This window comes from Streptomyces sp. NBC_00258, from assembly GCF_036182465.1.
Taxonomy (GTDB): Bacteria; Actinomycetota; Actinomycetes; order Streptomycetales; family Streptomycetaceae; genus Streptomyces.
Window position 1 is genome coordinate 10,917,654 of sequence record NZ_CP108081.1, and the last position, 18,389, is coordinate 10,936,042.

Genomic DNA, 18,389 nt, shown 5'->3' on the forward strand with positions numbered 1-18,389 from the left:
CCGCGCCCCCGGAAGGAACCCCCCATGCCTCTTCACCGGTTCGCCCCCCGTGCAAGACGTCTGTGCAGAGCTGTCGTTGTCCGTGCCGCCGTTCTCGCCCTGGCCGCCGGTGCCCTGGTCGGTCTCCAGGAGCAGGGAGCCGTCGACCTCGATCGGGCGCAGCCGGTCGCGGTGACGTCGAATCAGATTCCGGTGCCGACGGCGCCGATGGGCTGGGCCTCCTGGAACACCTTCGCCGCCAGGATCGACTACAACGTCATCAAGACGCAGGTCGACGCGTTCGTCGCGGCAGGCCTGCCGGCGGCCGGCTACAAGTACATCAACCTCGACGAGGGCTGGTGGCAGGGCACCCGCGACAGCGCGGGCAACATCACGATCGACGAGTCCGAGTGGCCCGGCGGCATGACCGCCATCGCCGACTACATCCACAGCAAGGGCCTCAAGGCCGGCATCTACACCGACGCGGGCAGGGACGGCTGCGGCTACTACTTCCCGACCGGCCGTCCCGCCGCCCCGGGCAGTGGCAGCGAGGGCCACTACGAGCAGGACATGCTCCAGTTCTCGAAGTGGGGCTTCGACTACGTCAAGGTCGACTGGTGCGGCGGCGACGTCGAGGGCCTCGACGCCAGGACCACGTACCAGGCCATCAGCGACGCTGCCGCGAAGGCGACGGCCGCCACCGGACGCCCGCTGACCCTGTCGGTCTGCAACTGGGGCAAGCAGAACCCGTGGAACTGGGGCGCCGGCATGGCCGCCCTGTGGCGGACCAACACGGACATCATCTTCCACGGCAACTCGCCGTCGTGGGACAGCATGCTGACCAACTTCGACACCAACGTGCACCCCGCTGCCCAGCACACCGGGTACTACAACGACCCCGACATGCTGATGGTCGGCATGGACGGCTTCACCGCCGCCCAGAACCGCAGCCACATGAACCTCTGGGCCGTCTCCGGGGCGCCGCTCCTCGCCGGCAACAACCTGGCGACGATGAGCACCGAATCGGCGAACATCCTGAAGAACCCCGAGGTCATCGCGGTCGACCAGGACCCGCGCGGCCTCCAGGGCGTCAAGGTCGCCGAGGACACCTCAGGGCTGCAGGTGTACGGCAAGGTCCTGTCCGGCACCGGCAAGCGGGCCGTCGTCCTGCTCAACCGCACCTCCAGCGCGCAGAACATGACCGTCCGCTGGTCGGACCTGGGCCTGACCAACGTGTCCGCGACGGTCCGCAATCTCTGGACGCGCGCGAACGTGGGCAGTTTCGGCACGAGTTACACGGTCAACGTCCCCGCCAAGGACTCGGTGATGCTCACGGTCACCGGTGCCACGGAGGCGGCGAGCACCACGTACGAGGCCGAGGCCTCCGGCAACACCAAGGGCGGCTCCGCGGCCGACGCCACCTGCGTCAACTGCTCCGGCGGCACCAAGGTGGGCGGCGTCGGCAACGGCGCGGCCAACACCCTGCGGTTCAACGCCGTTTCGGCGGCCGACACGGGCACCAAGGTCGTCGACATCGCCTACACCAACGGCGACAGCGCGGCCCGTACGGCGGTCCTCCAGGTCAACGGGCAGACGGCCACCAAGGTCTCCTTTCCGCCGACCGGCTCCTGGACCACGCCCGGCACCGTCTCGGTCGAGGCGTCCCTGGCCAAGGGCTCGGCGAACACCCTGACGTTCTCCAACGCCTCCGCCTGGACGCCCGATCTGGACGCGATCGAGGTACGGCCGCTGCCCGGCACCAACGGCACGCAGTTCACGGGGCAGCAGTCCAGTCGCTGCCTCGACGTCGACAGCAACACCATCACCAACGGCACCCAGGCGCAGCTGTGGGACTGCGCGGGCGGCGTCAACCAGTCCTGGACGTACACCGCGCGCAAGGAACTCGTGGTCTACGGCAACAAGTGCCTCGACGCCTACCAGGCGGGGACCACCAACGGCACGAAGGTCGTCATCTGGGACTGCAACGGCGGCAACAACCAGAAGTGGAACGTGAACGCCGACGGGACGGTGACCAATGTGAATGCCGGGCTGTGCCTCGATGCGTACAACGCGGCCACTGCCAACGGTACGAAGGTTGTCCTTTGGGCGTGTGGTGGGGGCGCGAATCAGAAGTGGACGCGCCAGTAGTGCGGTAGCGCCCCGCTGGAAGGGTGGTTATTCGTCCGCGGCCCGGTGGGGGCCGGTCGCGCAGTTCCCCGCGCCCCTTGAGGGGCGGGTCTGTGGGGCCGTGTCCTTACCGGGTTACGTTTGTCGTCAGTAGGCGTAGCAACTGCTTGGCCGTGGCGTCCTGTTCGGGGGTCAGGCCCATGGCGTCGCCGATGGCGAGGGGGACGGTGCCCGCCCGTTCCCTGAGCCGGGCTCCGGCGTCGGTGAGGCGGAGGGCGACGGAACGCTCGTCCTCCGCCCGGCGCTCGCGCCGCAGCAGGCCGTTCGCCTCCAGGCGCTTGAGGAGCGGGGAGAGGGTACTGGACTCCAGCTGGAGCGCGTTGCCCAGGTCCCGTACGGAGATCTGGTCCTGCTCCCACAGCACGAGCATGACCAGGTACTGCGGATAAGTCAGTCCGAGTTCGTCCAGCAGGGGCCGGTAGCGGGCGGTGACCGCGCGTGAAGCCGCGTAGAGGGCGAAGCAGAGCTGGTCGTCCAGGAGCAGGGAACCCTCTTGGGTCGGTTCGGTCCCGGCTGTGCCCACGGTGTCGCTCCCTGATTCAGTGCCTGCTCCGGTGCGCCGCACGGCGATCTCCACTCTACCGTTCGAGTCTCCTCGATTCTATCGGACCCTAATAAGTTGCGCACGACTGAATTGCGCGCTACTTTCGTGCTGTGCCGCCGCTCCGGCGAAAGACCGTCGACGGAGCCCGCCCACGGCACCGGATCCGAGGAGATCGCCATGACCGACACCACCGGCCCCCGCCCCGTCCTGGAGCCCGCCGCCGCGGCCTTCGCCGAGGCGACCGCGAACCCGCCCTACCTGTTCGACCTCGGCCCGGCAGAGGGTCGCAAGACGGTTGACGAGGTGCAGTCGGGCGACATCACCAAGCCCGACGTCGACGAGGAATGGGTCACGGTCCCCGGCGGTCCCACCGGACAGGTCCGGGCACGTATCGTCCGCCCGGCGGGTGCTTCCGGTGTCCTTCCGGTGATCATCTACATCCACGGCGCCGGCTGGGTCTTCGGCAACGCCCACACCCACGACCGCCTGGTCCGCGAACTCGCCGTCGGCGCGAACGCGGCCGTGGTCTTCCCCGAGTACGACCTCTCGCCCGAAGCCCGCTATCCCGTCGCGATCGAGCAGAACTACACCGTCGCGCAGTGGGTCGTCACCGACGGCGCCGGCCACTATCTGGACGCTTCCCGCATCGCGGTCGCCGGCGACTCCGTCGGCGGCAACATGAGCGCGGCCCTGACCCTGATGGCCAAGGAGCGAGGCGATGTGCCCCTCGTCCAGCAGGTCCTCTTCTACCCGGTCACCGACGCGGCCTTCGACACCGGCTCGTATCACCAGTTCGCCGAGGGCTACTTCCTGCGCCGCGACGCCATGCAGTGGTTCTGGGACCAGTACACGACCGACGAGAAGCAGCGCGCCGAGATCACCGCGTCCCCGCTGCGCGCCACCACCGAGCAGCTCACCGGCCTGCCGCCGGCCCTGGTCATCACCGCCGAGGCCGACGTCCTGCGCGACGAGGGCGAGGCCTACGCCAACAAGCTGCGCGAAGCGGGCGTCCCGGTCACGGCGGCCCGTTACCAGGGCATCATCCACGACTTCGTGATGCTCAACGCCCTCGCCGACACCCACGCGGCCCGCGCCGCCATCAGCCAGGCAGTGACCGTGCTGAGGAGCGCTCTCGCCACCGGCTGACCGGTCAGCCGGCCACCGACCCGGCCTCCCGTCCCCGCACACCGCGTGCGGGGACGGGAGGCCGGGCGGCGTTCGACTCCGAGCGGTCCGGACAGGCGTGCAACGAGCGGGAGACGGGCCGTGTACGGCCGGGTTCTTCGGGTAGGGCCGACCTACATGACAGCTGCCCTGTCCGGAGTTCACTGAGAGAGCGCTTGTGGAGATCCACCGGCCCACGGGCCGCGACCAGGACCCCGGCCATGAGCCGGACACGCTTGCCCACCACGTCGTCGACACTGTGGAAAGTCTGGTGACGCTCTGGTTCACGGCGGTCGAGGACGTCGTCCCGCACCTTTCCGCGCGTCAGCTGTCCGCCCTGCAGACGGTCCGCCGCCGGCCCGAACTCAATCTCACCGCGCTGGCCGAGCACTTGGAGATAGGCCTGCCCACCGCCAGTCGGCTCTGCGGTCGGCTCGTCTCCGCCGGGCTGCTCCAGCGGACCGTCCAGCCCCACAACCGCCGTGAGGTGCGGTTGGTGGTCACCGCCGACGGACGGCGGTTCCTGGCGGACGTCACCGAGCGGCGATCCCTCTGTCTCGCCACCGTCTTCGAGGCGATGACACCCGGCGAACGTGCCTCTCTGCAACGCGGACTGGGTGCCTTCCAGCAGGCCCACGCGCGCACACGTCCGCAGCCGAGAGGCGAGGGGCAAAGCGGGGGCGACGCGGTGACCGGCGGCTGAAACCCGTCAGACGGGCAGCCCGGCGGGGGAGGGCCGTACCGTCTCCGCCGCCCGGTTCGGGAGGTGACACAGCAGCAGACACACGTCGTCGTCCCGCTCGGAGTCGCTCAGCAACGGATGCAGGAGACGGTCGGCCGAGCCGTCCAGGTCCGTGTCGAGGTCCTCGGAACGGAAGGCCCCGAGCGCCGCGGCGAGACGCTCGATACCGGGGTCTATGCCGTGGGCGCGGCGCTCGACCAGCCCGTCGGTGTAGAGAGCCAGCGTCGAACCGGGGGCGAGGCGCACGGTGTGGTCGCCGATCTCCTGGCGCAGCGGGATGCCGAGCATGGCACCGGGCTTGGCGTCGAGCGTGTGCACCTGCCCGTCGGGGGTCCGCAGTACCGGCGGCGGGTGGCCCGCGGCGGCCCAGGTGAGCGTCGGATCGTCGGGGTGGAAGCGCGCGATGACGGCCGTCGCGTACAGGTCGGGCTGTAGGTGGTGGAGGAGGATGTGCAGCCGGGTGAGGAGTTGGCCGGGGGTGCCTCCGTCGACGGCGTACGCGCGCAGTGCCGTCCGCAACTGGCTCATCATGACGGCGGCGTGCAGTCCGTGCCCCGTCACGTCGCCGATGACGGTGATCAGGCTGCCGTCGGGCTGACGGAAGGCGTCGTACCAGTCCCCGCCGATGTTCAGACCGTGGGTGGCCGGCAGATAGCGGGCCGCCAGGCGCAGTTCCGGAGTGGTGGGCAGGTCCGTGAGCAGGGCCCGCTGCAGTGTCTCGGCGATGTCGCGGTTGTGCTCGAAGCGCCGGGCGTTGTCTATGGCAATGCTGGCGCGGCGCGTGAGTTCGATCAGCATGACCGCGTCGTCGGCGTCCCAGCGTTCGCCGGGCGGGGTAAGGATCAGCACCCCCAGCGGTGCCCGCCGCGTCGGCAGCGGAACGCACAGCAGGGGCCGCGTGGGATGCAGTGCCGAGGGCGGCTGGTCGTCGACGCCGGGCAGGCCGCCCGGGTGGTCGGCGGCGTACTGAGGGCGGCCGCTACGGGCCGCGACCACGGCGGCCGCCGGACGCGGACTCTGCCGCAGTTCGTCGTCCTCGCCGTCGAACAGCCACACATCGACACTGCGGGCGTACTCCGGCACCAGGAGACTGGGCAAACGGCGCACGATCTCGTCGTGGTTGAGCGAAGCCGTGAGTACGGCACTGGCGTCGGCCAGGAACGTCAGCCTGCGGCGGGCACTCTCCGCCTCCGTACGCGCCTTCCGCTCGGCGGCGAACAGCTCGCGCTGGGCCCGTCCCGCCGCGTCCAGTTCGGCGTGCAGTGCCAGCACGCCCTGATTGGTCTGGTGCAGCTCCTCCCGGTGGAAGTCCACCAGCCCTTCCTGCTCGCCGAGTCTCTCCAGGACCAGGGCCGTGTCCTCGTCGGCGCCCAACAGTGCCTCGGCCAGGATCGCGGGATCGTCCGCCACGGGGCCGACGTCCGACAGGTCCGCACCCTCCGGGCAGGTGACCGTCATGTGCCACGGTGGCCGGCCGTCGGCGCCGGCTTCGTCGCACGAGGTCACGACAGCTCGCAGGAGACCGTCCCCGGACGGCGCCGCGGTCGCTTCCACAGAGAGCCGCCACGTGCCGCCCTTCGTGAGGCACTGCCGCAGATGCGCGCTGAGCGCGGTGGTCAGCCGGGTCCGCTCCAGACCGGGCACCCCGTACGCGGCCGTCAGACGTGCCGTGTCGATACGGGCCCGCGCGGCGTCGGTGACCGTGGTGATGTGCCAGGTACGCATCATGGTGTGCCGTCCGGCGGAACGGGGCTCAGTACGGCGACGGCGGTGTCGTCCCGTACCGGCCGGGCGGAGCTGCTCGCGTCGCGCACCGTCACGGAGGCGATCACAGCCGGGTCGAAGGACGCGAGGCAGGCGTCCGCGGGCGGGGTCCAGCGGCTGGGCAGCCCGTCGCTGTGCAGGACGAGCAGACAGTCCGCTCCCCACGTCGCGTGGTGTTCGGGGATGGTCGTGGGCCGGTGGGCTCCGACTATGCCGGGACGGGAGAGCAGAGGCCGCCAGCCCTCACCCGTGCGCAGCCGGGCACCGATGTTACCGATCCCGGAGAAGGCCAGCCGCCCGGTCTCCGCGTCGAGTTGGGCGACCGCGATCGCGGCGCCCCTGGTGGGGCGGAGCTCCGCGTCCAGGTACCGGAGCACTTCCGCCGGCGGCAGATGGCCCGAGCGCCGCAGCGCCTCCACCGCAGCGGACGAGGCCCGAGCAGCCTCGGGCCCGTGGCCCAGCCCATCGGCCAGCATCAGGGTCGTACGGTGGCCCGCCCGGACGCACGCCCAGGCATCACCGGAGAACTCCGCGCCGCCGAAAGGGATGTTGACCCCTCCCGCCCGTGCCATGGCGGCGGCCGGTGCGGGAGCGGCCCCGTGGCCGCGACCGCGGGCACCACCGGGCCGGGTGGTACCGATCCGCGCCAGGGCGATCGTGCCCCGGCCCGGCGCGCTGTGCAGGTCGAAGTCGTCGGCGATGCGTCGGCAGGCGCCGAGGCCGGTGCCGAGTGTGGACGCCGTGGAGAAACCGTCACGCAAGGCGGCCGGGACGTCGGCCATGCCGGGGCCGTGGTCGATCGCGGCGATCTGCACCACGGAGACCGCTTCCTGCCCGGCCGGCAGCACGGGAGGGGGCACGGTCTCTATGAGCAACTGGCCTCCCTTGGCGTGCTTGAGCAGGTTGGTGGCGAGTTCGGTGGCCACGAGCGCGGCCGCGGCGGTGCGGTTCCTGTCGAGCCCGGCCAGGGCGGCCGCGCCCTCCGCCGCGACCCTGGCGTCACGCACGCGTGTCGAGTCGTGGACCGGGACGTCCCAGACCCGGGGCATCAGGTCTCCTCCCGGTAGCGCGGCGGACGGACGGTCCAGGAGGTCACCGTGACCGTGGTGCCGTTCCCGGGGCTGCTGTCGATCGCGAACTCGTGGACCAGCCGCCGGGCGCCGCCCAGGCCCATTCCGAGGCCGTCCCCCGAGGTGTAGCCGTCGCTCAGAGCCCGCTCCAGGTCCGCGATGCCCGGTCCCTCGTCGATGAACGCCAGCCGCAGCCCCGGTGCGTGACCGTTCTTCAGGACCGTGGCCTCGACCTCGCCGCCTCCGCCGTGCACCAGCGTGTTGCGGGCCAGCTCGCTCGCCGCGGTGACGAGCTTGGTCTGCTCCACCAGACCGAAGCCCAGCTGAGCGGCCGTCTGGCGCACATGCTGCCGTACCCACACCAGATCCATGTCCGAGTGGATCGGCAGGCGGGCGTCGACACAGCCGGCTGTCTGCATCACGGACTCTCCTGCCGTGTGCCGCGGGGACGGTACGGCGAGGCATCCCCGGCCAGGAGGCCCAGGGCGTCCTCCGTGGTGAGAGCGGTACGCAGACCCGGCAGCGTCAGACCCAGTTCCACCAACGTGATCGCGACCGCGGGCCGCATGCCGGCCACCACGGTCTGCGCGGCGAGGAGCCCGGCCTTGGCCGCGATCTCGGCCAGCACACGCCCCAGGAACGAGTCGACCATCTCGACACCGGAGAGGTCGATGACCACACCGGTGGTCGAACTGCTCGCGATGGTCTCGCTGATGTCCTGCTGGAGCTGTTCCGCCGTACTGTCGTGCAGATCGCCCTGGAGGGTCACGAGAAGGACGTCGCCGAGCCGCAGCACCGGGACGGACCCCCACGGAGGCCCCGTGTGCGCGTGGGTCACCGCGCGACCGCCCCACGGGGCGCCGGGTCCACGATGCCGGAGCCCTGCTGGTCGAGCGCGTACGCCAGGGCGTCGGCGAGGCTGGCGCGGGTGACCACCGTGCCCAGGTCGAGGCCGAGGTGGACGATGGTCTGCGCGATGGCCGGCCGGATGCCGGAGACGACGCACTCCGCTCCCATCAGCCGCGCGGCCGCGACCGTCTTCATCAGGTGCTGCGCCACGAGGGAGTCGACGGTCGGCACACCGGTGATGTCCAGGATCGCGAAGCGCGCGTGCTGGTCGACGACGGACTCCAGGAGCGTCTCCATCACCACCTGGCTGCGGGCGCTGTCGAGCGTGCCGATCAGCGGTACGGCGACGATGCCGTCCCAGAGCTTGATCACGGGCGTGGCCATCTCCAGCAGTTCCATCCGCTGCCGGTCGATGAGTGCCCGGCCCTCGTTCAGCGCCGACTCCATGACGACCAGCCGCAGCGTGCCCATCAGTACGGTCGCCGCGGTCGCGCACTCCCGTACGTGCTCGGCGGACGCCTGCGACAGGTCGGCCACGAGGAGATCCACGACGGGCGGCCGCAGGGCGTCCACCTCGTGCGACACCTGTGCCGAGCCGGCACCGGCGCGAGACCGGGCGGCCGCCGTGCGCGTCAACTGCTCGCGCACCACGGTGAATCCGTCCGCCTCGGCGTCCTCGACGCGTCCGGCCGCGGCCACCGCGGCAAGGGCCTCGACGACCGCCTTGCCGGCTTCCACCGCTTCGTCCCTGGACACGGTGAAGACCGTACGGAACAAGGGGGTGTCGGCCCACCGCTGGGCGATCTGCTCGCGGCGGCGCCGCAGGAAGTCCCCGACCTCCCGCGCCGGCGATCCGTGCTGTCCTGCCGTTTCGTGCTCCGGCACCTGTTCCACTCCTCACGTGCGTCGCATCGCTCCGAACTTGCCGAAGGCAACGAGAAAGCGATGTAAATCTTGCCGGATGACAACTGTAGCCGTGGCGCCGTCCGGCACGACACCTCCTACGGTGGGGGCGCCCGCCTAAGGGGCGGGCTGCTTCCCGTGCCAGTCGAGACAGACCACCAACGCGTCGTCGTCCGGCTCGGGTCCGCCGCGATGCCCCGTCAGTTCCCGCAGGACCGCCCCCGGTACCTCCGGGGCCGGCACCAGACTCGTGGACGTGACGGCCCGGGCCAGAGCCCTGTCGCCGTACCGCTCCCCGCCCGGTGCCACGACCGCGTGGACCCCGTCGCTGACGAGGACGAGCCGGTCGCCCGGCTCGACGGTGAACTCCTGCGCCACATAGTCGGTTTCCTCGAACATGCCCAGCGGGAGCTGTGCCTCCATGTCCACGGTCGTGACGGACCTGTCGCGCAGACGCAGCATCCGGGGTGAGCCGGCGTCGACGACCCGCAGGCGGCCGGTGGACAGTTCGAGGTCCAGCAGCAGCACCGAAAGATGCGCGGCTCCGCGGTAGTGGGCGTACACCGCCTGGTCGGCGAGAGCCGCCTGGTCCGCGATGGGGATGCCCGCACGCCGGGCGTTGCGCAGTGCGTTGATGCCGAGACTGGTCAGCAGCGAGGCGTCGATGCCCTCGCCCATGCCGTTGGTGATGTACAGCGTCAGCCGGTCGGCGGTGACGCACCAGTCGAAGTTGTCGCCGAACACGGCGTAGGCGGGCTCCAGTTGGGCGCCGAGCGTGAACTCGGGCCGGGCGCAGGAGCGTGCGGGCAGCAACTGCCACTGCATCTCCGCCGCCAGGGTGAGCCGGTCCCTGCGCCGCGCCAGCAGATACAGGTCGGTGTCGCGATCGGCGACGACCACCTCGTGGCCCAGGATCTCGGCCACCTCGGCCAGTTCGGTCCGGCACTCCCCGGCCACCTCGGCCGATGGCAGGGTGACGGACAGCACCCCGAGCCGGTCGCCGCGCACGGTGACCGGCAGATGAAGACGCACGCTCCCGCCGCCGCGCTCCTCCGCGTACGGCTCCTGCGCCCCGAAGGCCCGGCCGGCCGGGCTGTCGTGCACCGGCAGCGGGTCCAGGGCGTGCTGCACCGCGGACACGGGCTGCAGCAGGGTCAGTCCGTAGTCGGCGAGGAATAGTTCGGCATCCTGCGCCTCGTACTGGTTGCACAGCACCTCGCGGACCGCGTCCAGCAACTGGTGCGGTGCCGCGGAGCGCAGTGCGCGCTCGGCTGCCACGAATCTGTTCACGATGGTGGATATGCCATTCTCTCCGCGTCGGTGTCGGGTCCGTTTCGTCGGGTACACGACGCCGACGGTCTGTTGTGTGAGTCGGTGATCGGGGGCCGGTCGCCCGAGGCGGCGGGCTGACAGCGTTCGGGAAGCCTGGGAGAGTGTCACCGTGACTTCCTCCTACGCGCGCCCGCGGCCCCAGGAAGTGGCGCGCGTGACCTCAGAGGCTGCGGAACTGCTGGAAGTCCTGTGGGGGCGTGCCTCGACGGCTCCGGTATCGGCGTCCCAGCTGCGTGTGCTGTTCATCCTGGAACACCACGAGGGCATCAACCTGCGCACGCTCGCCGACGCCCTGGCCTCCACGCCTCCCTCGACCAGCCGGCTCTGCGACCGCCTCCAGGCCGTGGGATTCGTCGAACGCAGGCCCGGTGCCACGAGCCGCCGTGAACTGCGGCTGTACCTCAGCCGCCGAGGGAGCGCCTTCCTGGTCGATCTGCGCACCCGCCGAGAGCGGGCCCTGCAGTCCGTGCTGGAGCACATGCCGGCCGCGCAACGGACCGCACTGATGGAGGGCCTGGTCGCTTTCTGTGCCGCCGCGGCGCAGGAGATCCACGAGGACGACGTCGCCGACGCCAAAACGGCCTGACCGCCACGCGACCGACCGTCTCGCGACACCGGGACCCGTGCGCCCGTGCACGGAACGCGTGCGTCTGTACGCGGAACTCGCTCCGCGTGATTGTTCGTTGTCATCCACCGCCCCATCCCGGACCCCCTCCCCATGCCGCCGTTCTGCTCGCGCTCCCGTTCAGAGTTCGGGCTCGTTCCGCGGCTCGTCCACGAGAGCGAGTGCGTCGTCGACGGTGTCCGACACCGGCACGGTGATGCTGACCCCTGTGAGGTCCAGGATCCGCCGCACGGCCGGCGGTGGCCCGATGATGTGCACGCTCCCCGAGGACTCCCGGGTCTGCTGGTACGCCCTGATGATGATGTTCATCCCGGACGAGTCCATGAAGGGCACGGCCGAGAGATCGAGCAGGAAGTGCCGGCGGCCGTGCTGGAACTGGTTCGCCAGATGATGCTGCAGCCCTGTCGCGGTGTCGATGTCCAGATGGCCCTCGACCGTGAGCAGGGCGATGCCCTCGCGAGGCAGCGCGACCTCGACGGACAGCGGGTTCTGGGCAATGGACACAAGTACCTCCTGAAGAATTGACGGCTTGGGCCGGTTACCCCCCTGTGCGGATTCGATGCCCCCGGTGGGCGGCCGTGCGACGTGATCAGGCTCTCGTCGGTGCCGCGGCTACGACACGCGGATGCCGATGATGCAGGTGTCGTCGTCGGTGTCCGACCTGCTGTAGGTGAGCAGCCGGTCCAACTGTTGGTCGAGCGTGGACGGGGCCGCACGGACCGTGGTCAGCAGCTGGGTCATGGACTCCTCCATCGACCGGTCCCGGCGCTCGATCAGGCCGTCCGTGTACATCAACAGGGTGTCGTCGACGGCCAGTTGGATCTCGTCCTCCTCGTACGTCACCTGGGGCGCCGCGCCCAGCAGCAATCCCTTGACCAGGGGCAGGGACACCGCCCCCGTGTCGCGTACCAGCACGGGCGGCAGATGACCGGCCCTGGCCCACCGCAACGTACGGCGCTCCGTGTCGTAGAGGCCGCACACCGCGGTGGCGGTGACCGTGCCCGTCAGATGGTGCGCCACGCTGTTGAGCCAGGTCAGCAGCTGGCCCGGGCCCGCGCCCGTCACGGCCAGCCCCCGCAGAGCGTTCCGCAGGACGACCATGCTGGTCGCAGCCTCCATGCCGTGACCGGCAACGTCACCCACGCACAGGAGCACGAGACCGGACGGCAGGACGACCGCGTCGTACCAGTCGCCGCCCACCAGATGCTCCGTCTCGGCCGGCCGGTAGCGGACCGCCACGTCGATACCGGGGGCCCGCAAGGGATCCTGGGTCGGGGGCATGATGGCGTGCTGAAGCTGCAGCGTGAGGCGGCTGCGTTCGGTCGCCTGCTGCTCGGTGTGGGCGAGCTGGACACGGGTGGCGGCGAGTGCGACCTCCGTCCAGTGCTGGGCCGAGATGTCCTGGTAGGCCCCGCGTACGACGAACAGCCGGCCGTCGGCGTCGAGCACCGGCTCGGCCACCACACGGATGTGGCGCGTCACCTCGTCGGGACGCCGCAGCCGGAACGACGCGGACGCCGGTCGCCGGTGATGGAGCAGGGTGCGCAGGAAGCGCCCGATGACGACGGCGTCGTCCGGGTGCGCGTGGACGGGCAGTTCCTCCAGCGGCACGGGGTCGCTCGTCGGAGGCCTGCCGTACAGGGTGAAGAGCTGGCCGTTCCAGGTGATGTCGCCCGTGAGCAGATTCTCCTCGAAGCCGCCGATGCGGCCCAGGCGCTGTGCGTGCTGGAGGATGCTCGCGAGCCGTGCCGTCTCGTCCTCGATGCGCCAGATGAGCAGCACGCTGTGGGCATGCCGGCTGATGCTGATGTCCGCCACGGCCGACAGCGGCACCTGGTCGACGAGAGCCGTGAGGTTCATGCGCTGCGCGCGGAACGGCTCACCCGTGGCGTAGACACGCTCGATCCGCTGGAAGAGCTCGCTCTCCCCGGCGGCCATCGGGTAGGCCTCCAGCAGCATCGCGCCGTTGACGAGCCCGCGCGGCCGGCCGGCGGGATCGAGGAAACGGCTGTTGACGTGATGGATGTGGAAGTCGACGAGCTGCCCGCCGTCGAGGTAGGGGACGAGGACCAGGGCGGGGTCGTGCAGCCCGTCGGCCAGGTCCACCAGTTCGGTGGCGTCGGGGACGGCACGCGGTTCGCGGAGGGCTTCGTCGCCGTGTACGAAGGCGTACGTCTCCAGCGTGCGGGCGCACAGTTCCGCCAGGGCCTCGACCTGCCGGACCACCTGGGGCGGTTGCGGTTCCAGACGGGAGGGCCAGACGATCTCGAGCGCTCCGTGGATGCGGCCTCCGGTGCCGGCGGGAACGGCGGCCCTTCCACCATCGGGGAACTGGTGCTGACCGATGGAGGGAAGTCCGGTCTCGGCCAGTGATCCGATCCATTGCCCGGCGCGCTCGGAGAGGCTGGTGCGCGCCACCGTCACCACTCCAGGGGGCACATGGTGCCAGCGCCCGGCTTCCGCCGGGGAGAACCCGGCACTGCCGGCCAGCGTCAGGGAACCGTCGGAGCGCACGGTCCAGATGGCCACGGCCACCGCGCCGAGCGGGGTCAGCGCGTGCTGCAGCAGGGAGTCGGCGACGGCCTGGGTGTCCGGGGCGGACAGCGCGCCGCTCTCGGCCTCCCGCATCCGTACGGCGGGGGAGTGTCCCCTCGACGACGAATCATCCGTGGGAGCGTCGGTGGACTTCGCGGCGGTCAGGAAGGCGTCGGCCACCTCCGAAAGCCGGTCGCGGGCCGCCTGGTTGATGACCTCGACGGCGAGTTCGAGTGTGCTCACCCCGGCCTGCGCGGTGAGTTCGGCGAGCTGGCGGGCGGCCTGCGCGGGCCCGCACCCCAGTCGCTCCACCAGGATGCCCTTGGCGAGTTCGATCAGGGCACGTCCGTCGGCCTCGGCCTGGGCGGCTCGCACCTCGCGGCGCAGGCGTTCCACCGTGGCGGCGAGCCTGCCCACCGGGTAGGTCGCGAGGAGAGCGGCCGAATCCTCGGCGGAGTCTTCAGCCGTCTCGTCCGCGGACTCCTCCACGGACTCGTCCGGCGACCGTTCGTCGGCCGGATCAGGACACTGCTCGGTCCGGGTCACGCGGGCAGCCACCGGCGGACGCAGGCGATGAGGTCGTTGGTGTCGACCGGTTTGGTGACGTAGTCGCTCGCCCCGGAGGCGAGGCTCTTCTCGCGGTCGCCCGGCATCGCCTTCGCGGTGACGGCGATGATGGGAAGACCCGCGTACTGAGGCATCTTCCGGATCTCCGCCGTGGCCGTGTAGCCGTCCATCTCCGGCATCATCACGTCCATCAGGACGAGCGAGATGTCGGGGTGGTGGACCAGCGTCTCGATGCCTTTGCGGCCGTTGTCCGCGTGCAGGACGTGGAACCCCTGGAGCTCCAGGATCCCGCTGAGCGCGAAGAGATTGCGGGCGTCGTCGTCGACCACCAGGACCGTACGGCCGAGGAAGGCGTCCTCGACGGGGTGCGGTGTCTCGGGCTGCGGTTCCTCGGCGCGGGCAAGGGAGGGCACATCTCCCAACTCCTCGGCGGAGAGGTGCAGGGCGATGCGCTCGCGCAGTTCGTCGAGGCTCGACAGGAACTCCAGGGCACGTGTGCCCGAACGGGCCTGCAGCGCCTGTTCCTGGGCCAGATCCGCGCGGTGACCGCTGTGGACGAGGACCGGAACGTTCGCGAGCCCTGAGTCGCCGTGCATCGCGTCCAGGAACCGGGTCGCCTCGCCGTCCGGCATACCGAGTTCCAGAACGACGCAGTGGCACGGTCCCGAGGCCAGCGCGCTGGCCGCCTCGTGTGCTCCGACGGCGGTGATGACGTCGACCGTGCCGCGTGGATCACCGGTGTCCGGGCCATGGGCGACGTCCGCGACCGTGCTCTCGGCGACCAGGGTCAACAGGCCGCGCTGCCGTTCCTCGACGACCAGCAGACGACGCCTGCGGCTCCGGGGCGGGGCGGCCGGACCCGAGGGCGACGCGTGCGTCGCCGACTCCTCCGCGGGAGCCGCGGCCAGGGCCTTCTCCGGCGACCGGTCGCCATTGAGGAGGTCCTCGAAGTCGGTGCGTGCCACGGGCAGGAACAGCGTGAACGTACTGCCCTGTCCGGGCGTGCTGGCGACGGTGACGGCCCCGCCGAGCAGGTGCGCGATCTCCCGCGTGATGGACAGACCGAGGCCGGTGCCGCCGTACTTGCGGCTCGTCGTCCCGTCAGCCTGCTGGAAGGCCCCGAAGATCGTCTCCAGATGCTGTTCCGGGATCCCGACCCCCGTGTCCCGCACGCGGAACGCCACGATCGTGCCGCCCCGGAGCACACCGTCGGGCACTTCGTTGTCGGCCGCCGGTTCGATACGCAGCTCGACGCCGCCGTGCTCGGTGAACTTGACCGCGTTCGACAGCAGGTTGCGCAGCACCTGACGCAACCGGGAGTCGTCGGTGAGGAGGTCGCCGGGTGCGCCGGGCGCGGTGCGCACGGTGAAGTTCAGGCTCTTCTGCGTCGTCATCGGCCGGAAGGTCGCCTCGACGTACTCGAGAAGCTGCCGCAGCGGGACGCGCTCGGGAGCGAGTTCCATCTTCCCGGCCTCGACCTTCGACAGGTCGAGGATGTCGTTGATCAACTGCAGCAGGTCGGATCCCGCGGAGTGGATGATGCCCGCGTACTCGACCTGCTTCGGAGTGAGGTTGCGTGAGGGGTTCTGCGCAAGGAGCTGGGCGAGGATGAGCAGGCTGTTCAGCGGGGTCCGCAGCTCGTGGCTCATGTTCGCCAGGAACTCCGACTTGTACTTGGAGGCCAGCGACAACTGCTGGGCGCGGGTCTCCAGTTCCTGTCGGGCCTGTTCGATCTGCAGGTTCTTCGCCTCGATGTCGCGGTTCTGCGCGACCAGCAGCGAGGCCTTCTCCTCCAGCTCCTCGTTGGAGCGCTGCAGTTCGTCCTGCTGGACCTGCAACTCCTCCGAACGGGCCTGCAGTTCGGTGGTCAGACGCTGGGACTCGTCCAGCAGCTCGTCGGTCCGCGCGTTGGCCACGATGGTGTTGACGTTGACGCCGATGGTCTCCATCAGCTGGCCCAGGAAGTCCTGGTGGATCTGGGTGAAGCGGGTGACCGAGGCCAGCTCGATGACTCCGAGCACCTGGTCCTCGACCGTGATGGGCAGCACCACCAGGGCGGTCGGCACCGTCCGGCCGAGCCCCGAGGAGATGGTCACGTATCCCGGCGGCAGCTCGTCCACCGAGATGGGGCGGCGGCTGCGCGCGGCCTGACCGACCAGCGAGCGGCCGAAGGGGATCCGGACAGGCCGCCCGTCGTCGTCGGGCCATCCGTAGGAGCCGACAAGCCGCAGCTCATGGCCGCGTCCGGCCTCCTCCGCGAGGTAGAACGCGCCGTACTGGGCCGACGCCAGGGGCGCGAGTTCGTCCATGATCAGCTCGGCCACCACGGACAGGTCCCGGTGGCCCTGCATCAGGCCGGAGATCCGCGCGAGGTTGGTCTTGAGCCAGTCCTGCTCCTGGTTGGCCCGGGTCGTCTCGCGCAGGGACTCGACCATGGAGTTGATGTTGTCCTTGAGCTCGGCGACCTCGCCGGAGGCCTCGACGGTGATCGAGCGGGTCAGGTCGCCCTCGGCGACGGCGCTGGTGACCTCGGCGATCGCGCGTACCTGCCGCGTCAGGTTGCCTGCGAGCTCGTTGACGTTCTCCGTCAGCCGCTTCCAGGTGCCGGAGACACCCTCCACCTCGGCCTGTCCGCCGAGCCGTCCCTCGCTCCCGACCTCGCGGGCCACGCGGGTGACTTCGGCCGCGAACGCGGAGAGCTGGTCGACCATCGTGTTGATCGTCGTCTTGAGTTCCAGGATCTCGCCCCGGGCGTCCACGTCGATCTTCTTGGACAGGTCGCCCTTGGCCACCGCCGTCGTCACCAGCGCGATGTTGCGGACCTGGCCGGTCAGGTTGTTCGCCATCGAGTTGACGTTCTCGGTGAGGTCCTTCCACGTGCCCGCCACGTTCGGCACCTGGGCCTGGCCGCCCAGGCGGCCCTCGGTGCCGACCTCGCGGGCCACCCGCGTGACCTCGTCCGCGAAGGCGGACAGCGTGTCGACCATCGTGTTGATGACGTCCGCCAGGGCCGCGACCTCGCCCTTGGCCTCGACCGTGATCTTCTGGGACAGGTCGCCGCGGGCCACGGCGGTGGCGACCTGGGCGATCGAGCGGACCTGGCCCGTCAGGTTGGACGCCATCACGTTGACGTTGTCGGTGAGGTCCTTCCAGGTGCCCGAGACACCGCGGACAGTGGCCTGCCCGCCGAGGTTGCCGGCCGTGCCGACCTCGCGGGCCACGCGCGTCACTTCGTCGGCGAACGCGGACAACTGGTCGACCATCGTGTTGATGGTCTCCTTGAGCGCGAGGATCTCGCCCCGGGCGTCGACGGTGATCTTCTGCGAGAGATCGCCCCTGGCCACCGCGGTCGCCACCTGGGCCACGTTGCGGACCTGGGCGGTGAGGTTGCTCGCCATGAAGTTCACGGAGTCGGTCAGGTCGCGCCAGGTGCCCTTGACTCCCTTGACGTCCGCCTGGCCGCCGAGCCGTCCCTCGGTGCCGACTTCGCGCGCGACGCGGGTGACCTCGTCGGCGAAGGCGGAGAGCTGGTCGACCATCGTGTTGATGGTGTTCTTGAGCTCCAGGATCTCGCCGCGGGCCGGCACGTCGATCTTCTGGGAGAGGTCACCCTTGGCGACCGCCGTCGCCACCTGGGCGATGTCGCGGACCTGGGTGGTGAGGTTGCCCGCCATCGCGTTGACCGAGTCGGTGAGATCGGCCCAGGTCCCGGAGACGCCCGGCACTTCCGCCTGTCCGCCGAGCGTCCCCTCGGTGCCCACCTCGCGTGCTACACGGGTGACTTCGGAGGTGAACACGGACAACTGGTCGACCATGCCGTTGAAGACGGTGGCGATGTCGCCCAGGAGGCCCCCGCCGTCGTCCGGCAGACGTGTGCCGAAGTCCCCGTCCCGTACCGCGGTCAGCCCCGCCAGCAGCCGGCGCAGCTCCGGCTCGCCCGGTGTGCGGCCGACAGGGTCGGTCGTCTGGCTGGTCATGCGCACCCTCGTTCCGTTCAAGACGAGAGTCCCGTGAAAGGGGGGACTCGGAACTTCAGGCCCACTGCCGGACCCCTCCTCGACGGCGCGGACCCGTGAGTCCGGGGCCGTCCGTCGAGGAAGTACGCCGCAGGCTAACCCGAAGGTCAGG

14 protein-coding genes are annotated in these 18,389 nt (G+C 70.4%); 4 read left to right on the top strand and 10 right to left on the bottom strand.

Annotation, left to right across the window (positions count from 1 at the left end; all coding sequences use genetic code 11):
* Positions 1–24 precede the first annotated feature (24 nt).
* Positions 25–2,127, top strand: a complete 2,103-nt coding sequence (locus OG718_RS48465; RefSeq protein WP_328847198.1) for an RICIN domain-containing protein — start codon at positions 25–27, stop codon at positions 2,125–2,127.
* Positions 2,128–2,233: 106 nt separating this feature from the next.
* On the opposite strand, the gene OG718_RS48470 is transcribed toward OG718_RS48465, so the two are convergent.
* Positions 2,234–2,689, bottom strand: coding sequence for a MarR family winged helix-turn-helix transcriptional regulator (locus OG718_RS48470; protein ID WP_223064977.1), 456 nt, complete (start codon positions 2,687–2,689; stop codon positions 2,234–2,236).
* Between the two features lie 198 nt (positions 2,690–2,887).
* On the opposite strand from OG718_RS48470, the gene OG718_RS48475 reads away from it, so the two are divergent.
* Both OG718_RS48475 and OG718_RS48480 read left to right on the top strand, forming a co-directional pair.
* Positions 2,888–3,856 carry an alpha/beta hydrolase gene (locus OG718_RS48475; RefSeq protein ID WP_328847199.1) on the top strand — a complete coding sequence of 323 codons (969 nt, stop codon included), beginning with the start codon at positions 2,888–2,890 and terminating at the stop codon, positions 3,854–3,856.
* 196 nt (positions 3,857–4,052) lie between these two features.
* The gene (locus OG718_RS48480) at positions 4,053–4,577 is read left to right on the top strand and encodes a MarR family winged helix-turn-helix transcriptional regulator (protein ID WP_260695666.1); all 525 of its coding nucleotides are present in this window, start codon (positions 4,053–4,055) and stop codon (positions 4,575–4,577) included.
* Positions 4,578–4,583: 6 nt separating this feature from the next.
* Here OG718_RS48480 and OG718_RS48485 read toward each other — a convergent pair whose 3' ends face one another.
* The 6 genes from OG718_RS48485 to OG718_RS48510 form a co-directional block, all read right to left on the bottom strand.
* A complete protein-coding gene (locus OG718_RS48485; RefSeq protein ID WP_328847200.1) occupies positions 4,584–6,344 on the bottom strand; it encodes a PP2C family protein-serine/threonine phosphatase in 1,761 nt (586 codons plus the stop codon).
* The gene (locus OG718_RS48490; protein ID WP_328847201.1) at positions 6,341–7,429 is read right to left on the bottom strand and encodes an ATP-binding SpoIIE family protein phosphatase; all 1,089 of its coding nucleotides are present in this window, start codon (positions 7,427–7,429) and stop codon (positions 6,341–6,343) included. Before OG718_RS48490 ends, OG718_RS48485 begins: the two co-directional genes overlap by 4 nt.
* On the bottom strand, positions 7,429–7,869 hold the full coding sequence (locus tag OG718_RS48495) for an anti-sigma regulatory factor (protein ID WP_143642596.1): 441 nt from the start codon (positions 7,867–7,869) through the stop codon (positions 7,429–7,431). Before OG718_RS48495 ends, OG718_RS48490 begins: the two co-directional genes overlap by 1 nt.
* On the bottom strand, positions 7,869–8,288 hold the full coding sequence (locus OG718_RS48500; RefSeq protein WP_143642549.1) for an STAS domain-containing protein: 420 nt from the start codon (positions 8,286–8,288) through the stop codon (positions 7,869–7,871). Before OG718_RS48500 ends, OG718_RS48495 begins: the two co-directional genes overlap by 1 nt.
* Positions 8,285–9,184 (bottom strand): STAS domain-containing protein, encoded by a 900-nt coding sequence (locus OG718_RS48505; protein WP_143642548.1) that lies wholly within the window; start codon positions 9,182–9,184, stop codon positions 8,285–8,287. The genes OG718_RS48500 and OG718_RS48505 overlap by 4 nt, the downstream gene beginning before the upstream one ends.
* Before the next feature lie 135 nt (positions 9,185–9,319).
* Entirely contained in the window at positions 9,320–10,492 is a 1,173-nt protein-coding gene (locus OG718_RS48510) for a PP2C family protein-serine/threonine phosphatase (protein ID WP_143642547.1), read from the bottom strand.
* Positions 10,493–10,688: 196 nt separating this feature from the next.
* On the opposite strand from OG718_RS48510, the gene OG718_RS48515 reads away from it, so the two are divergent.
* Positions 10,689–11,120 (top strand): MarR family winged helix-turn-helix transcriptional regulator, encoded by a 432-nt coding sequence (locus OG718_RS48515; protein WP_143642546.1) that lies wholly within the window; start codon positions 10,689–10,691, stop codon positions 11,118–11,120.
* Between the two features lie 159 nt (positions 11,121–11,279).
* Here the strand turns inward: OG718_RS48515 and OG718_RS48520 are convergent, their stop codons facing one another.
* The 3 genes from OG718_RS48520 to OG718_RS48530 all read right to left on the bottom strand — a co-directional run bounded on the left by OG718_RS48520 (position 11,280) and on the right by OG718_RS48530 (position 18,238).
* Complete coding sequence (locus OG718_RS48520; protein WP_328847202.1) at positions 11,280–11,663, bottom strand: STAS domain-containing protein; 384 nt, start codon at positions 11,661–11,663, stop codon at positions 11,280–11,282.
* Positions 11,664–11,771: 108 nt separating this feature from the next.
* A complete protein-coding gene (locus tag OG718_RS48525; protein ID WP_443055382.1) occupies positions 11,772–14,183 on the bottom strand; it encodes a SpoIIE family protein phosphatase in 2,412 nt (803 codons plus the stop codon).
* A gap of 53 nt (positions 14,184–14,236) precedes the next feature.
* Positions 14,237–18,238, bottom strand: a complete 4,002-nt coding sequence (locus OG718_RS48530; RefSeq protein ID WP_328847204.1) for a HAMP domain-containing protein — start codon at positions 18,236–18,238, stop codon at positions 14,237–14,239.
* Positions 18,239–18,389: the final 151 nt, after the last annotated feature.

Bases quoted from the DNA above. Each gene is read 5' to 3' on its own strand.
- OG718_RS48465 (WP_328847198.1), top strand. From the start codon at position 25: ATGCCTCTTCACCGGTTCGCCCCCCGTGCAAGACGTCTGTGCAGAGCT.
- OG718_RS48475 (WP_328847199.1), top strand. From the start codon at position 2,888: ATGACCGACACCACCGGCCCCCGCCCCGTCCTGGAGCCCGCCGCCGCG.
- OG718_RS48485 (WP_328847200.1), bottom strand. From the start codon at position 6,344: ATGATGCGTACCTGGCACATCACCACGGTCACCGACGCCGCGCGGGCC.
- OG718_RS48490 (WP_328847201.1), bottom strand. From the start codon at position 7,429: ATGCCCCGGGTCTGGGACGTCCCGGTCCACGACTCGACACGCGTGCGT.
- OG718_RS48495 (WP_143642596.1), bottom strand. From the start codon at position 7,869: ATGCAGACAGCCGGCTGTGTCGACGCCCGCCTGCCGATCCACTCGGAC.
- OG718_RS48530 (WP_328847204.1), bottom strand. From the start codon at position 18,238: ATGACCAGCCAGACGACCGACCCTGTCGGCCGCACACCGGGCGAGCCG.